At 44.6% G+C, this 15,285-nt stretch carries 12 protein-coding genes, 1 tRNA gene and 1 rRNA gene; 4 read left to right on the top strand and 10 right to left on the bottom strand.

The genetic code is table 11. The annotated features are described in order from the left end of the window. Positions 1-66 precede the first annotated feature (66 nt). The 10 genes from BQ5796_RS15710 to dnaA form a co-directional block, all read right to left on the bottom strand. Positions 67-143 (bottom strand) — tRNA-Ile (locus BQ5796_RS15710). A 112-nt stretch (positions 144-255) separates the two neighbouring features. Further along, a 16S ribosomal RNA gene (locus BQ5796_RS15705) occupies positions 256-1,805 on the bottom strand. Between the two features lie 300 nt (positions 1,806-2,105). Then, on the bottom strand, positions 2,106-3,197 hold the full coding sequence (locus BQ5796_RS15700; protein WP_083413150.1) for an HD-GYP domain-containing protein: 1,092 nt from the start codon (positions 3,195-3,197) through the stop codon (positions 2,106-2,108). A 97-nt stretch (positions 3,198-3,294) separates the two neighbouring features. Continuing rightward, entirely contained in the window at positions 3,295-5,832 is a 2,538-nt protein-coding gene (gene gyrA / locus BQ5796_RS15695; RefSeq protein WP_071461075.1) for a DNA gyrase subunit A, read from the bottom strand. A gap of 94 nt (positions 5,833-5,926) precedes the next feature. Beyond that, on the bottom strand, positions 5,927-7,837 hold the full coding sequence (gene gyrB, locus BQ5796_RS15690; RefSeq protein WP_234969399.1) for a DNA topoisomerase (ATP-hydrolyzing) subunit B: 1,911 nt from the start codon (positions 7,835-7,837) through the stop codon (positions 5,927-5,929). Between the two features lie 100 nt (positions 7,838-7,937). Further along, on the bottom strand, positions 7,938-8,180 hold the full coding sequence (gene remB / locus BQ5796_RS15685) for an extracellular matrix regulator RemB (RefSeq protein WP_071461073.1): 243 nt from the start codon (positions 8,178-8,180) through the stop codon (positions 7,938-7,940). Positions 8,181-8,189: 9 nt separating this feature from the next. Beyond that, complete coding sequence (recF, locus tag BQ5796_RS15680) at positions 8,190-9,308, bottom strand: DNA replication/repair protein RecF (protein WP_071461072.1); 1,119 nt, start codon at positions 9,306-9,308, stop codon at positions 8,190-8,192. Between the two features lie 56 nt (positions 9,309-9,364). Beyond that, entirely contained in the window at positions 9,365-9,580 is a 216-nt protein-coding gene (yaaA, locus tag BQ5796_RS15675) for a S4 domain-containing protein YaaA (RefSeq protein ID WP_071461071.1), read from the bottom strand. Positions 9,581-9,742: 162 nt separating this feature from the next. Next, complete coding sequence (gene dnaN / locus BQ5796_RS15670; protein WP_071461070.1) at positions 9,743-10,879, bottom strand: DNA polymerase III subunit beta; 1,137 nt, start codon at positions 10,877-10,879, stop codon at positions 9,743-9,745. A 181-nt stretch (positions 10,880-11,060) separates the two neighbouring features. Continuing rightward, positions 11,061-12,407 (bottom strand): chromosomal replication initiator protein DnaA, encoded by a 1,347-nt coding sequence (gene dnaA, locus BQ5796_RS15665; RefSeq protein ID WP_071461069.1) that lies wholly within the window; start codon positions 12,405-12,407, stop codon positions 11,061-11,063. 597 nt (positions 12,408-13,004) lie between these two features. Between dnaA and rpmH the strand changes: the two genes are divergently transcribed. From rpmH to jag, 4 genes are all read left to right on the top strand, one after another. Next, positions 13,005-13,139, top strand: coding sequence for a 50S ribosomal protein L34 (gene rpmH, locus BQ5796_RS17520; RefSeq protein ID WP_074033983.1), 135 nt, complete (start codon positions 13,005-13,007; stop codon positions 13,137-13,139). Positions 13,140-13,223: 84 nt separating this feature from the next. Next, on the top strand, positions 13,224-13,586 hold the full coding sequence (gene rnpA, locus BQ5796_RS15660) for a ribonuclease P protein component (protein WP_071461068.1): 363 nt from the start codon (positions 13,224-13,226) through the stop codon (positions 13,584-13,586). Between the two features lie 170 nt (positions 13,587-13,756). Beyond that, entirely contained in the window at positions 13,757-14,536 is a 780-nt protein-coding gene (gene spoIIIJ, locus BQ5796_RS15655) for a YidC family membrane integrase SpoIIIJ (protein ID WP_071461067.1), read from the top strand. Next, the gene (jag, locus tag BQ5796_RS15650; protein ID WP_071461066.1) at positions 14,533-15,156 is read left to right on the top strand and encodes an RNA-binding cell elongation regulator Jag/EloR; all 624 of its coding nucleotides are present in this window, start codon (positions 14,533-14,535) and stop codon (positions 15,154-15,156) included. Before spoIIIJ ends, jag begins: the two co-directional genes overlap by 4 nt. Positions 15,157-15,285: the final 129 nt, after the last annotated feature.

The following is a 15,285-nucleotide window of genomic DNA, read 5'->3' as shown; positions in this document are numbered from 1 at the left end:
GAACCGCTGACCTCCTGCGTGCAAAGCAGGCGCTCTCCCAGCTGAGCTAAGGCCCCGTTTATGGGATGGTGGGCCTAAATGGACTCGAACCATCGACCTCACGCTTATCAGGCGTGCGCTCTAACCAGCTGAGCTATAGGCCCACAAACAGGAAAATATAGAGAGTTATTGCTCCCTCAAAACTAAACAAACAAGCACTCAACTTACGAACCCGAAGGTTCGCATTCCGATAGTCCTAAAAGACTATATCCTTAGAAAGGAGGTGATCCAGCCGCACCTTCCGATACGGCTACCTTGTTACGACTTCACCCCAATCATCTGTCCCACCTTAGGCGGCTGGCTCCAAAAGGTTACCCCACCGACTTCGGGTGTTACAAACTCTCGTGGTGTGACGGGCGGTGTGTACAAGGCCCGGGAACGTATTCACCGCGGCATGCTGATCCGCGATTACTAGCGATTCCGGCTTCATGCAGGCGAGTTGCAGCCTGCAATCCGAACTGAGAATAGATTTATGGGATTGGCTTCACCTCGCGGCTTCGCTGCCCTTTGTTCTATCCATTGTAGCACGTGTGTAGCCCAGGTCATAAGGGGCATGATGATTTGACGTCATCCCCACCTTCCTCCGGTTTGTCACCGGCAGTCACCTTAGAGTGCCCAACTGAATGCTGGCAACTAAGATCAAGGGTTGCGCTCGTTGCGGGACTTAACCCAACATCTCACGACACGAGCTGACGACAACCATGCACCACCTGTCACTCTGTCCCCCGAAGGGGAACGTCCTGTCTCCAGGATTGTCAGAGGATGTCAAGACCTGGTAAGGTTCTTCGCGTTGCTTCGAATTAAACCACATGCTCCACCGCTTGTGCGGGCCCCCGTCAATTCCTTTGAGTTTCAGCCTTGCGGCCGTACTCCCCAGGCGGAGTGCTTAATGCGTTTGCTGCAGCACTAAGGGGCGGAAACCCCCTAACACTTAGCACTCATCGTTTACGGCGTGGACTACCAGGGTATCTAATCCTGTTCGCTCCCCACGCTTTCGCGCCTCAGCGTCAGTTACAGACCAGAGAGTCGCCTTCGCCACTGGTGTTCCTCCACATCTCTACGCATTTCACCGCTACACGTGGAATTCCACTCTCCTCTTCTGCACTCAAGTCCCCCAGTTTCCAATGACCCTCCACGGTTGAGCCGTGGGCTTTCACATCAGACTTAAAGGACCGCCTGCGCGCGCTTTACGCCCAATAATTCCGGACAACGCTTGCCACCTACGTATTACCGCGGCTGCTGGCACGTAGTTAGCCGTGGCTTTCTGGTCAGGTACCGTCAAGGTACCGGCAGTTACTCCGATACTTGTTCTTCCCTGACAACAGAGCTTTACGACCCGAAGGCCTTCTTCGCTCACGCGGCGTTGCTCCGTCAGACTTTCGTCCATTGCGGAAGATTCCCTACTGCTGCCTCCCGTAGGAGTCTGGGCCGTGTCTCAGTCCCAGTGTGGCCGATCACCCTCTCAGGTCGGCTACGCATCGTTGCCTTGGTGAGCCGTTACCTCACCAACTAGCTAATGCGCCGCGGGCCCATCTGTAAGTGACAGCCGAAACCGTCTTTCAGCTTCCCTTCATGTGAAGGAAAGGATTATCCGGTATTAGCTCCGGTTTCCCGAAGTTATCCCAGTCTTACAGGCAGGTTGCCCACGTGTTACTCACCCGTCCGCCGCTGACTTCCGGGAGCAAGCTCCCTTCTGTCCGCTCGACTTGCATGTATTAGGCACGCCGCCAGCGTTCGTCCTGAGCCAGGATCAAACTCTCCATAAAAGAGTGAGTGATTAGCTCATCAAATAAAACGTTGGCTGATGGTCAGTGACCATCATATTATTGTTTGTTGACGCTTGTTTGTTTAGTTTTCAAAGAGCAATTTATTTCTCTGTCGCCCAGAAGCGACTTTAATAATATAACATTTGAATTCTAATGTGTCAACAACTAATTTAACATTTGTTTTTCCGCTAAGTTTTGTGCTGCTGACTTTGAAGATTATATCAGGCATTAGCAGATTCAGCAATACTTTTTGAGTTTTTTCTTAAAGGCAAGAGGAATAAGGAGGCTGGACACGCCAGCCTATCCCAAAATTTCCTCAATATAAAGATGGCGGTTCTTTGTGAGCGAAATAATCTCGTTTGTTTTAAGCAGTTTAACCATCGGTCTTGCAGGGTGTCTATCGTCCACAAACATAATTTCCGCTTGCTGACCATCCGATAGCTTGATAATGCTGCCGACTGAGTAATTCATGAAAATGGATTTCAATGCATTCACTGCCCTTACATCAAACTTTCCAAAGTAATCTTCATCGATCGTCTCGATCACCTTGAAAGGGGACATTTTAGATTGGAACACTCTCTCAGAGGTCATCGCATGAAAGACGTCCGCAACTGCAATAATTTTTGCCATCTCATGGATTCTTGCATCCTTCTCGCCAAATGGGTAGCCGCTACCATCGAGACGCTCATGGTGCTGTATGATTGCAATCCTTGCATTTTCCTTAAGCAGCGTGCTGTTTTTAACCATTTGATAGCTATATGTTGGATGCTTCTTTACCTCTTCAAATTCTCCCCCGGATAAGGTCTTGTCCTTCTTTAATATCCTTCCATTAATTTTTGCCATCCCGCAGTCCGCAAGGCAGCCAGCCAATGCAACCTGGATGATGTCACCCTTGTTGTACCCGAGCTTTTTAGCAATGTAGGCAGAAATAAGTCCTGTCGCAAGGGAATGATGATAGAGATAATCTTCATTTGTTGTGAGATGATGGAGCCGGAAAAGGTTTGAAGATTCTTTATCAATCATATCCATCAGTGGAAGCAATAAGTTCCTTATGACAAATATGTCCACTGGAAAGCCTGATTGCCAAGAGGAAAATTCTTTTTCAAAAAGCACTTTAGTACTTAGAAAAGTGTCGAAAAAATTCAATTGTTCTTCTCCTTTTTCCTGCGGCTCCGTTTCTTGCACTGGAGCCAGCACTTTGGAAGGCAGGAAGGGCAGTCCTGATACGAGAGTCTTTTCTACTTCAACTTCTTTAATCATAAAAGACTTCAGGACCGCGATTAATTCTTCTGTCAGGACTGTCTGTCCAACGACGATTGGTCGGTTTGTTTTGCTATAAACATCCTCAGAAAGGATGCAGCCTATATGCAGTTCCTCTATACTTACACGCACGACGCCACCCCGGTTAATTATTTCTTTTACAGGAATATTTTACATCATAAACGAAGAGAAAGGAGCACTGATTTGTGCTCCTTTCTCAGGTAAATTTCTACAATTCTTCGCCGGTGGAGGCCTCATCAGGAATTTCAGGGGTTGCTCCACCCGTATCCGCTGTATTAGCCGCATCTTCCTCTAGTATCTCTTCTGCTTCATCTTCTTTATTGACTTGGGCAACTGTCGCCACATACTCGTTTTCAGCCTTATTCAAACTAATTAATTTTACGCCTTGAGTATTCCTTCCAGTGACAGAAATACCGCTGACAGGAATTCTGATCAGAACGCCTCCAGTGGTAATCAGCATCAGATCTTCTTCTCCCTTAACTACTTTCATGGTGACAAGGCTACCGTTTTTATCAGTGATATTGCATGTCTTAATCCCTTTGCCACCGCGTCCTTGTATTCTGTATTCTTCAGAAGGCGTTCGCTTTCCGAAGCCATTCTTTGTTACGACCAAAATTTCTGCTCCATCTTCCAATACTTCCATTCCAACCACTTCATCACCGCTCGAAAGTGAAATGCCTTTTACGCCTGTTGCTGTTCTGCCCATTGATCGGACATCCGTTTCAGGGAAGCGGATAAGAAGGCCGTTTTTCGTTCCAATGATAATTTCTTTCGTTCCGTCTGTCAGTCGGACAGAAATCAGCTCATCTCCTTCGCGGAGGTTAAGAGCGATAAGGCCGTTATTCCTAATATTAGCGAAAGAAGAAAGAGGCGACCGTTTCGAAATGCCTTCTTTTGTCGCAAAGAACAAATTGCAGTCAGTGGCGAAGTCTTCAATCGGAATGATTGCATTGACCCATTCCCCTTTTTCTACACCAAGAAGGTTAATTATCGGAATCCCCTTCGCTGTCCGACTGAATTCAGGAATTTCATAACCTTTTGTTCTATAGACTTTCCCTTTATTGGTAAAGTAAAGGATCGTATCGTGCGTTGATGTTGTAATGAGATGTTCGACGAAATCGTCTTCGTTTGTCCCCATGCCTTGAATGCCTCGGCCGCCGCGCTTTTGCGATCTGTAGGTAGACACAGGGAGACGTTTAATATAGCCGTTGTGAGTAAGGGTGATGACGATATTTTCTTGCGGAATCAAGTCCTCATCCTCAATCATTTCAAGGCCACCGGAAACAATTTCTGTCCGTCTCTTGTCGTTAAAGCGTTCTTTGATTTCCTCTAATTCTTCTCGAATGATTTCCAGGATCTTTTCTTCGTCTGCTAGGATTGCCTTCAATTCTGCAATCAACACCATCAAAGACTGGTACTCATCTTCAATTTTATCCCGCTCCAAGCCTGTTAGGCGCTGAAGGCGCATATCCAGGATAGCCTGTGCTTGTTTTTCCGATAGGCCAAATTCGTGTACGAGTCCTTCACGGGCAATATCAGCTGTGCGGGAACCACGGATAAGGGCAATGACCCTGTCCAGGTGATCCAGTGCAATACGCAAGCCTTCAAGAATATGAGCTCTTGCTTCTGCCTTGCGAAGTTCGAATTCAGTCCTTCGGCGAATGACTACTTTCTGATGGTCGAGATAGTATTGCAAGCATTGCTTCAAGTTCAGAACCTTTGGCTGTCCATCGACTAGCGCAAGCGTATTGATGCCGAAACTTGTTTGCAGTGCTGTCTGCTTATACAAGTTATTCAAAAGCACATTAGCGTTCGCATCTTTACGGACTTCAATGACGATCCTTAATCCGTCGCGGTCTGATTCATCACGCAGATCGGTAATACCATCTATCTTTTTATCGCGCACAAGCTCTGCAATCTTTTCAATAAGCCGAGCTTTATTCACTTGGTAAGGAATTTCTCTGACAATGATAACTTCTTTGCCGTTCGATTTCTGTTCTATTTCCACTTTTGCACGCATGATTATTGATCCGCGTCCTGTTTCATAAGCCTTTCGGATGCCGCTTCTACCAAGAATTAATCCCCCTGTAGGGAAGTCGGGCCCTGGTACAATTTCCATTAATTCTTGGATATTCATATCAGGATCACGACTGATAGCGAGTACACCATCGATTACTTCACCAAGCTGGTGGGGCGGGATGTTTGTTGCCATTCCTACCGCGATACCAGATGTACCGTTTACAAGAAGGTTTGGGAATCTTGCTGGAAGTACGACTGGCTCTCTCTCGGACCCGTCATAGTTATCCGCGTAATCAATTGTGTCTTTATTGATATCGCGAAGAAGTTCCATAGAGATTTTAGACATCCGCGCTTCTGTGTAACGCATCGCAGCAGCGGAGTCGCCATCAATTGAACCGAAATTTCCATGGCCATCGACGAGCATGTAGCGATAGTTAAAGTCTTGCGCCATGCGCACCATTGTTTCATATACGGCAGAGTCACCATGCGGGTGATATTTACCGATTACTTCGCCGACAATACGGGCGGATTTTTTAAATGGTTTGTCTGAGTGCATGCCAAGGTCATGCATCGCATAAAGTATTCGGCGGTGAACCGGTTTAAGTCCATCCCGAACATCCGGTAGAGCTCGGGCAACGATAACACTCATCGCGTAATCAAGAAAAGAAGTACGCATTTCCTGACTGATATTGATTTCTTTCACGCGTGGATTAGGCGTCTCAGCCATCTGGTAGAAACCTCCTTGATGCCGGCTTCTTCAGCGGGCATCTTTTTTTTCTCATTCAAAAATGCAAAGCAGGATAGACAAACTATCTATCCTGTTAAATATCAAGGTTTTTAACATACACCGCGTTCTCTTCAATGAACTGGCGCCGCGGCTCAACTCTGTCTCCCATCAGCATTTCGAATGTCTCATCCGCTTCGATGGCGTCCTCAAGACTTACCTGGAGAAGAAGGCGATTGTCTGGGTCCATCGTTGTTTCCCATAGCTGTGTAGGATTCATTTCCCCAAGACCTTTGTAGCGCTGCAAACCAGGTTTTGGCTGTGCCGGAAGATCAGCAAGAAGCTGTTCCAGTTCTCGCTCGTTGTATGCATATTCAATCCGCTTGCCCTGCTGGACCTTGAACAATGGCGGCTGAGCAATGTAAATATAGCCTGCTTCGATGATTTTTCTCATATATCGATAAAAGAAAGTCAATAATAACGTACGGATATGAGCACCGTCGACGTCCGCATCCGTCATGATAACAATCTTATGATAGCGGGCTTTCACGAGATCAAAGTCTTCTCCGATACCCGTACCGATTCCCGTGATCAATGCTCTAACTTCATTGTTCGAAAGGATGCGATCAAGACGCGCTTTCTCTACATTCAGGATCTTCCCTCTGAGCGGAAGGATTGCCTGGAAGTGGCGATCCCGTCCCTGCTTAGCCGATCCGCCCGCAGAATCACCCTCAACAATATACAGTTCGCTGATGGATGGGTCTTTTGACGAACAGTCAGCAAGTTTTCCTGGAAGGCTGGAAACTTCCAAGGCGCTTTTTCTCCTTGTTAGCTCGCGTGCCTTCTTTGCAGCAAGCCGCGCCCGCGCTGCCATTAAGCCTTTTTCGACTATCTTTCTAGCTACTGACGGATTCTCGAGCAAGTATTTTTCAAAGTGTTCCGAGAAAGTAGTATCGGTAACATTTCTTACTTCGGAGTTTCCAAGCTTCGTCTTCGTCTGGCCTTCGAACTGCGGATCAGGGTGCTTGACTGAAACGATAGCAGTCAAACCTTCGCGCACATCTTCCCCCGACAGATTATCATCACTTTCTTTGAAAATCCGATTCTTTCTCGCATAGTCATTGATCACCCGCGTAAGAGCTGTTTTAAAACCAGATTCGTGTGTTCCGCCTTCATACGTGTGAATATTATTAGCAAAAGAGTAAATATTGCTAGCAAAACTATCGTTGTATTGAAGGGCTACTTCAAGCGAAATGCCATCCTTTTCACCCTCAATAAAAATAGGCTCTTCGTGAAGGACTTCACGAGTACGGTTCAAATGTTCCACATATGATTTAATGCCGCCCTCGTAATGGTATTCATTCCGTTTTCCTTCTTCGTTTCGCTTATCCTCAATGACAATCTTAATTCCCCTGTTCAGGAATGCGAGCTCACGAAGCCTTGTGGCAAGGATGTCGTATTCATATTCGAGCGTTTCTGTGAAGATTTCACTATCAGGAACAAAGTGGATCGTTGTTCCAGTGTGGTCTGTCTCCCCGATAATCTTCAGATCGGCAGCTGGTACACCGCGCTCGAATTTTTGATAGTATATATGGCCATCACGGTGGACGAACACTTCCAGAATAGTAGACAGAGCATTAACGACAGAAGCACCAACGCCGTGAAGGCCGCCGGATACCTTATAACCTCCGCCTCCAAACTTTCCGCCCGCATGCAGCACTGTCATGATGACTTCCACTGCCGGTCTTCCCATCTTCTCATGAATTCCAACCGGGATTCCACGTCCATTATCTTTTACTGTGATGCTATTGTCTTTTTCGATGATGACATTGATTTCATCACAATAACCCGCGAGCGCTTCATCAATACTGTTATCCACAATTTCCCAGACTAGATGGTGCAAACCTTTTGAACTTGTTGAACCGATATACATACCAGGACGTTTGCGGACTGCCTCGAGACCCTCAAGAACCTGTATTTGGTTTTCATCATACGACTGGCCTTGCATATTCTGCTGCTCCATTGTCACATCGGTCACCTACACTTTCCTTAGCAAATCTTTTTTTGCCGCGAGCAGCCGCGATGGCAGCTCAATTGGCTAGATCTATTTAAAATTCCTGTGCGGATATTTTTTTTGAACGTTTTTTCAATGTTCCTGAAGCAAGAGGGGAATAGTAAACTTTATTGCATGTCACGACGATGGACTTATATCCTGCCTTTGAAAGCGTGACGACTTCATGGCTGTGAAGGAACTCTTCCAGATAGGGAGAGGAGCTTGCGCTTTCCTTGTCCAGAATGGCAATGATCTCACTGCACCTGACTAACGTATCTTCTCCTACGTGCAAATACATGGATTCACCTCACTGGATTTTTTCCATTTTGCCGGTATCAACCCGGTATGTTGCAGCTTCTCTGAGAGTGCTATGATCAATGCCATCAACACTTGTCGTTGTTACGAAAGTCTGCACTTTTCCCTGGATGGTGTTCAGCAGATGGGATTGGCGGTAATCATCCAACTCTGACAAGACATCATCCAGAAGGAGAATCGGATATTCGCCAATTTCCTTATTGATGAGTTCAAGTTCAGCGAGCTTTACAGATAGCGCTGTTGTCCGCTGTTGCCCTTGAGAGCCATAAGTCTGCACATCCCGACCGTTGACAATAAAAGCGAGGTCGTCTCGGTGTGGGCCAAACATGGTCGTGCCACGTTCAATCTCTCTGTTTTTTATTTTATCAAACTTTTCATAGTAAACTTTCATCATTTTCGACAAATCTTGTCCATCACATACATCGGCAGAAGGCTTGTAATCGATCTCCAGTTTCTCAAGACCACGTGAAATGCCATGGTGAATCGGTTCAGCCCACTGCTGGAGGAGCTTTAAAAACTCAAACCGCTTTGCGGCAATTTTCGCTGAAGCAGTGATGAACTGGTCTGTCAGGATATCGAGCATCGCCATATCTTGCATTTTTCTTACTTGAAGCTGCTTCAAATAAGAATTCCGCTGCTGAAGGATTTTATGATACTGTCCCATGTCATGAAGATACACAGGGGAAACCTGGCCAATTTCCATGTCGATAAAACGTCGTCTCACCTGGGGGCTGCCTTTTACAAGGTTCAGATCCTCTGGAGCAAACATCACCACATTCATGTTACCGACGTATTGGCTTAGCCGGCTCTGCTCGAGATGATTTACTTTCGCCCGCTTTCCTTTTTTGGAAATGACAAGCTGCATCGGCAGCGGGCCTCGAGATTTCATTATCCGTCCTTCTATTTTAGCATAATCATTGTCCCAGCGAATAAGTTCTTTATCATTTGAAGTCCTATGAGATTTTGCCATCGCAAGCACGTAGATGGATTCCATCACATTTGTCTTACCCTGAGCATTCTCTCCGAGGATCACATTGACCTTGTTTTCAAAACGGACTTCGAGTTCCCCATAGTTGCGATAATCTTTCAGTAACAATTCTTCAATATACATGGAACGGACCATCCCCTGGTTAAAGCATCAATTTCAATCTCGTTATATAAATCTCTTTAGGACGTAACAAGAAACTCGCCAAATCCGGGAATCTTCACAATATCCCCGTCGCGTAGTTTTCTGCCCCTTCTTTGGTCTTGCTCTCCGTTTACGAAAACTTCGTGCTCACTTAAAAACCATTTGGCCATTCCGCCAGATTGAATGATTTCAGCAAGCTTTAAAAATTGGCCCATCGTGATATATTCCGTATCAATCTTCATTTCATTTTGCATATACTCACCCTTTTCCAAAATGCATCCAATACTTTATTTTACTAAAAAAAAACGTTCTGACAAAGTAAAAGAATGTCTGTAGCTATTATGCCCCTTTAAGCAAAATAACTCTGCGCTTCTCAGGGTGGAAAAAATGCCGCCAGGTTTCTGGCGGCTTTTATTTTAATATGTCCTGACAGGTACAATTAACTGAAGCGTTGTGTCGTCATTAACAGGGTGGATAACAAAAGGTCTCATCGCACCAGTGAAGCTGATTTTGATTTCACTGCCTTCAAGTGCTTTCAAAGCATCCATCATGTACTTAGCATTGAATGAAATCCCAAGTTCTCCGCCTTCGATGGATTCTGTTGCTACTTCCTCTGTTACTTTCCCGATTTCCGGTGTATTAGACGTAATTTCAACCGACTTCTCTTCAATCGTTGATAGCTTGACGACATTGTTTCGTCCTTCTTTAGCCAAAAGAGAAGCCCTGTCGATTGCATGCAGGAATTCCTTTGTGTTTACGACCACATCTATCTTGCTCTCAGCAGGAATCAATTTGCTTGTGTCAGGGTAATTTCCTTCCAACAACCTTGAAAAGAACAGCAGATGTTTTGTTTTAAATAATACTTGAGTGTCAGTAATAACAATTTCAACCTTTTCTGTCGTATCATCAAGAATTTTACTCAGCTCACTGAGACTTTTTCCAGGAATGACTGCATTGTAGGTTTCTTCCCCTCCAGCTTCAATCGATGCCTTTCTCAATGCAAGTCTATGGCTGTCTGTTGCAATACAGGTTAACTGACCATCAGCCACTCTCCAGTTTACACCTGTCAAGATTGGGCGTGTTTCTGAGGTGGACACTGCGAATCCTGTCTGACGAATCAATGTTTTCAGAAGATCCGTTGGAATACTGAAAACTCTATCCTCGGCAATTTGCGGCAAGTGCGGATATTCTTCCGCATCCAATCCATTTAGATTAAAATTCGATTTTCCCGAACGAATGACTGTCTGCAGATTTTCACCTGCTTCAATTTCAACTGTATCAGTAGGCAGTTTCCTTACTATTTCGCTGAAGAATTTCGCTTGAAGCACAATGCTGCCGCTTCTTTTAATTTCAACGATTTCGCTTCCTTCTTCTTCCCTCGGAATGAAAGATTCAATGGAAATATCAGAATCGCTCCCTGTTAATGTCACCCCTTTTTCGTTTGCGACAATCTTGATGCCAGTAAGAATCGGAATAGTTGTTCTGCTTGTTACTGCTTTCATGACATCCTGGACGCTTTGCAATAAGTGGTCCCGCTGGATGATAAATCTCATGTTTCATCCTCCGTTCAGGTATATTTTTTTGCTAAAGAGCATATTTATTATTTTTATAAAAAATAGTAAAAGTACTAGTAGGCCCTGTTAGTATGTGGATAAGTCCAATGTTGAAAGGAAAGACAGCCTATCCACATGTGGACAGACTGTGTGTAAGCTTGCAAAAGTTATGCACATTATCCTATATACGTAATTGTTCGTTGATTTCTTTCAGCTGCCTTTGAAGCTGTGAGTCGGTCGCAAGGAGTTTCGAAATTTTTTCATGGGCATGAATGACTGTCGTATGATCGCGGCCTCCGAATTCTTCCCCAATCTTCGGAAGGGAAAAATCCGTCAGTTCGCGGGACAGATACATGGCAATTTGCCTCGGATAAGCGATGGATTTTGTCCGTTTTTTCGCTTTGAAGTCCTCCAGCTTTATATTGAAGTTCTGTCCCACTACCCGCTGGATATCGTGAATGGTAATGACCTTTGGCTTTGAACTCGGTATGATGTCTTTCAACGCTTCAGCCGCAAGATCCGCATTGATGTCTCTATTGGTGAGTGAAGAATATGCTACAACCCGGATTAACGCGCCCTCTAGTTCCCTGATATTTGTATCAATCTGGTTTGCTATGTAAAGCATCACCTCGTTTGGAATATCAAGTCCCTCTGCTTTTGCTTTTTTCCTAAGAATTGCAATTCTAGTTTCCAAATCTGGCGGAGTGATGTCGGTGATCAATCCCCATTCAAACCTGGAGCGGAGCCTATCTTCGAGTGTCGGAATTTCCTTTGGCGGCCGGTCACTCGATATGATGATTTGCTTGCTTTCTTCATGAAGCGTATTGAAAGTATGGAAGAATTCCTCCTGCGTCGATTCTTTTCCGGCAAGGAATTGAATATCATCAATCAGGAGTACATCGACTTTCCTGTATTTGTTCCGGAACTCAACAGCTTTATTGTCCCGAATACTGTTGATGAACTCGTTTGTGAACTTTTCAGAAGAAAGGTAAACCACTTTTGCCGATGGATTATGCTCCTTCACATAGTGGCCAATGGCATGCATCAAGTGGGTTTTTCCCAGTCCGACTCCCCCGTAGATGAACAGCGGATTATAAGCCTTTGCCGGTGCTTCTGCCACCGCCAAAGATGCAGCATGTGCGAACCGGTTGCCTGATCCGATGACAAACGTGTCGAACGTGTACTTCGGATTCAGCATATTAAGCGGCAAATCTTGATGGTCATCATCCTTCGTCCTTTTTCTTGGCGGTGGAGGCAACTCAACATCCTCGTCATGCTGGTTCTGCGGAATGATGAATTTCACCGATAAATCTTCCCCAGTAATGTCGTAGAGAATTTCCGTAATCAGCTGGGAATATCGTTCTTCCAGCCAGTCGCGGGCGAATTCATTCGGAGCAGTGACGGTAAGCGTGTCCCTTTGAAGAGAATGGGCCTTTGTCGACTTCAGCCAAGTATCATAACTTGGTTTGCTGATTTTTTTTTCTATCTTGGACAAGGCTTGGTTCCAGAGATCCGCTATATTTTCCAACGTTCTTCCCTCCCTTTTTGAAAAATGTCCATGGCAGCCCGGGGGTTATACAAGCTGTATAACCCTGAATTTATAATTATACGAAACTATAAATGTGGAAAAATATATAATAAGGAAGAATAGGGGACGTTCGACAATATCCACCTATTGTGGACAAACTTTTTATACAGGGCTGAACAACCTGTCCACAGGTTATCCACAAACTGTGGGTAACTCAAAACAACGTACATTGTTATCAAGAGTGAAAACACAAATATAATATCAAAAATTTGCAAGTGGCGCAATGGTTTTCCATATCTTATCCACAATAGTGTAACAGTGTGGAGAAAAATTGTCCACAGCCTCTGATTCTGTGAAAAAGCTGTCAATAAGCATTGTGGATAATTGAAAAGCTGTCGTTTTTTGTCCACAATCCCTTCTGACAAAGGTTGGAACCCAATTTTTACGATCAAGATTCGTGCCGGTTATGGAAGGATAATAGCTTCATGAAAAACTTCCCAGGATGGATATCTCCGTTGCTATTGACAATTAAGGGAGGGCATCCTTATAATTAGTAAGACTGTCTGTAATAGTTATTCCTCAGGGAGGTGTCATATAATGAAAAGAACTTATCAACCAAATAAACGTAAGCATAGCAAAGTTCATGGCTTCCGTAGCCGCATGAGCTCATCAAACGGCCGCAACGTTCTTGCTCGCCGTCGTCGCAAGGGAAGAAAAGTATTATCAGCTTAGACCACTGAACTGTCAGTGGTCTTTTTTCTCTTTGACTGTGATAACAGTTTTTTCAAAGAACGCTGAATACAAAGGTGGATCATAATGAGAAAAGAGCTCCGCATTAAGAAGAACAAAGAATTTCAGGAAGCTTTTAAAAAAGGAAATTCTTTCGCGAATCGTCAATTTGTTGTTTATGTTCTGAAGAAGGAAGGCCAGGAGAATTACCGTGTTGGCTTGTCAGTGAGCAAAAAGATTGGAAACGCGGTTGTGAGAAACCAGGTCAAGCGATATATCAGGCAGACTTTCTTGGAACTGAACGACCGAGTATATAAAGGGAATGACTATGTCATCATCGCAAGAAAACCAGCTGCAACGATGAGCATGCATGAGGTGAAAAACAGCCTGGAACATGTCCTGAAGGTTGCAAGGGTTTTGAAAAAGACGGAAAAGCTTCATAATGAGTAAAAAGGTTTCTATAATTAGATTTTAAAAGCACTTTCTGCAAAAAGATGATAAAATACATGTCAGAGAATGCAGCATGATTGGACTGGCTCCATGTAGGGCCTGTTTCTGCCTGCATGAAAACGATAAAATTGCTATTAACGTGAATTATCACGGTCAGGAGGAATATAAGCTTGAAAAGAAGACTATTTTTAATAGCTGGCCTGCTTTTTCTCATGGCATTATTGACGGGATGTACCGAGTACAATAAGCCTATCACTGCTGAGAGCACAGGCTTCTGGAACGAGTATATCGTCTACCCGCTGTCCATGCTTATTACGAAAATGGCTGACATCCTTTGGGGAAGCTTCGGCTTGTCTATCATTGTCGTCACCCTCATAATCCGGTTGGCGATTCTTCCATTAATGATCAAGCAGACGAGAAGCTCGAAGGCAATGCAGGCACTTCAGCCGGAAATGCAGCGCCTCAAAGAAAAGTACAGCTCAAAAGACCAGAAGACACAGCAAAAGCTGCAGCAGGAAACAATGGCACTGTTCCAGAAGCATGGGGTTAACCCGCTGGCAGGATGCCTTCCAGTATTTGTCCAAATGCCAATACTCATTGGTTTTTACCATGCTATTTCGAGAACAAGAGAAATTGCTGAACACAGCTTCCTATGGTTTGATCTTGGCGAAAAGGATCCATACTATATCCTGCCAATCGTGGCTGGTATCACTACATTTATCCAACAAAAAATGATGATGGCTGGCACAGCAGGGCAAAATCCGCAAATGGCCATGATGCTCTGGTTAATGCCAATCATGATTGTCGTATTTGCAATTAACTTCCCTGCAGCACTTTCGCTGTATTGGGTAGTCGGTAACCTCTTCATGATTATCCAGACTTACTTCATTAAAGGTCCGGATCTGAAAGCCCAAGCTGCATCCGGCAATGCGGGAGGAAAAAAGAAGTGAAACAAGTAACTGCTAAAGGACAAACTGTCGAAGAAGCAGTAAAAATAGCACTTTCCCAGTTGGAAACAACAGCTGACCGAGTCGAAACGGAAGTGGTCGATGAAGGAAAAAAAGGCTTATTCGGAATTTTCGGTTCCAGGCCTGCGATCGTAAATGTTAAAATCAAAATCGATCCGTTTGAGGAAGCTGTCAATTATTTAAAAGCAATTGGTGAAAAGTTGGAAGCGCCCATTGAAGTAGAGGTAAAACAAGAAGGAAAGCATGTGCATTTCATCATGAGCGGTGAAAAGATTGCTCTCTTGATTGGAAAACGTGGCCAAACCCTTAATTCGCTTCAACATTTGACCCAGCTTGTCATGAATAGGCATTCTGATGTTTTTTATACAGTGCTTTTAGATGCTGAAGGATACCGCGAACGCAGGAATGAAACACTCATTCAGCTGGCTGGTCGACTTGCAGAAAAGGCAGTAAGCACAGGTAAAGATGTGGCACTCGAGCCGATGCCTTCCTACGAGCGGAAAGTTATTCATACTGCGCTTGTTGCCAACAAGAAAATCAAAACCTTTTCGGACGGCAATGAGCCTAACCGTCATATCATCATATCGCCAATAAGAAAATAGCTTGTATTAAAAAATCCGGTTATGCACCGGATTTTTTTCTGTGGAGAAAACGATTTTAATTTCGTTTTATTGTTATTCACATGTGGATAAGTTAAAATAAACTATGTTTATTTCTGTGTTTGTGGATAA

Origin of the sequence: Bacillus massilinigeriensis (assembly GCF_900111815.1) — a bacterium.
In the GTDB taxonomy this organism is placed as follows: Bacteria; Bacillota; Bacilli; order Bacillales; family Cytobacillaceae; genus Mesobacillus_C; species Mesobacillus_C mediterraneensis.
This window is presented reverse-complemented; position numbering and strand designations above follow the sequence as displayed.

Bases quoted from the DNA above. Each gene is read 5' to 3' on its own strand.
- gyrA (WP_071461075.1), bottom strand. From the start codon at position 5,832: ATGGCTGAGACGCCTAATCCACGCGTGAAAGAAATCAATATCAGTCAG.
- gyrB (WP_234969399.1), bottom strand. From the start codon at position 7,837: ATGCAAGGCCAGTCGTATGATGAAAACCAAATACAGGTTCTTGAGGGT.
- remB (WP_071461073.1), bottom strand. From the start codon at position 8,180: ATGTATTTGCACGTAGGAGAAGATACGTTAGTCAGGTGCAGTGAGATC.
- recF (WP_071461072.1), bottom strand. From the start codon at position 9,308: ATGTATATTGAAGAATTGTTACTGAAAGATTATCGCAACTATGGGGAA.
- yaaA (WP_071461071.1), bottom strand. From the start codon at position 9,580: ATGCAAAATGAAATGAAGATTGATACGGAATATATCACGATGGGCCAA.
- dnaN (WP_071461070.1), bottom strand. From the start codon at position 10,879: ATGAGATTTATCATCCAGCGGGACCACTTATTGCAAAGCGTCCAGGAT.
- rpmH (WP_074033983.1), top strand. From the start codon at position 13,005: ATGAAAAGAACTTATCAACCAAATAAACGTAAGCATAGCAAAGTTCAT.
- rnpA (WP_071461068.1), top strand. From the start codon at position 13,224: ATGAGAAAAGAGCTCCGCATTAAGAAGAACAAAGAATTTCAGGAAGCT.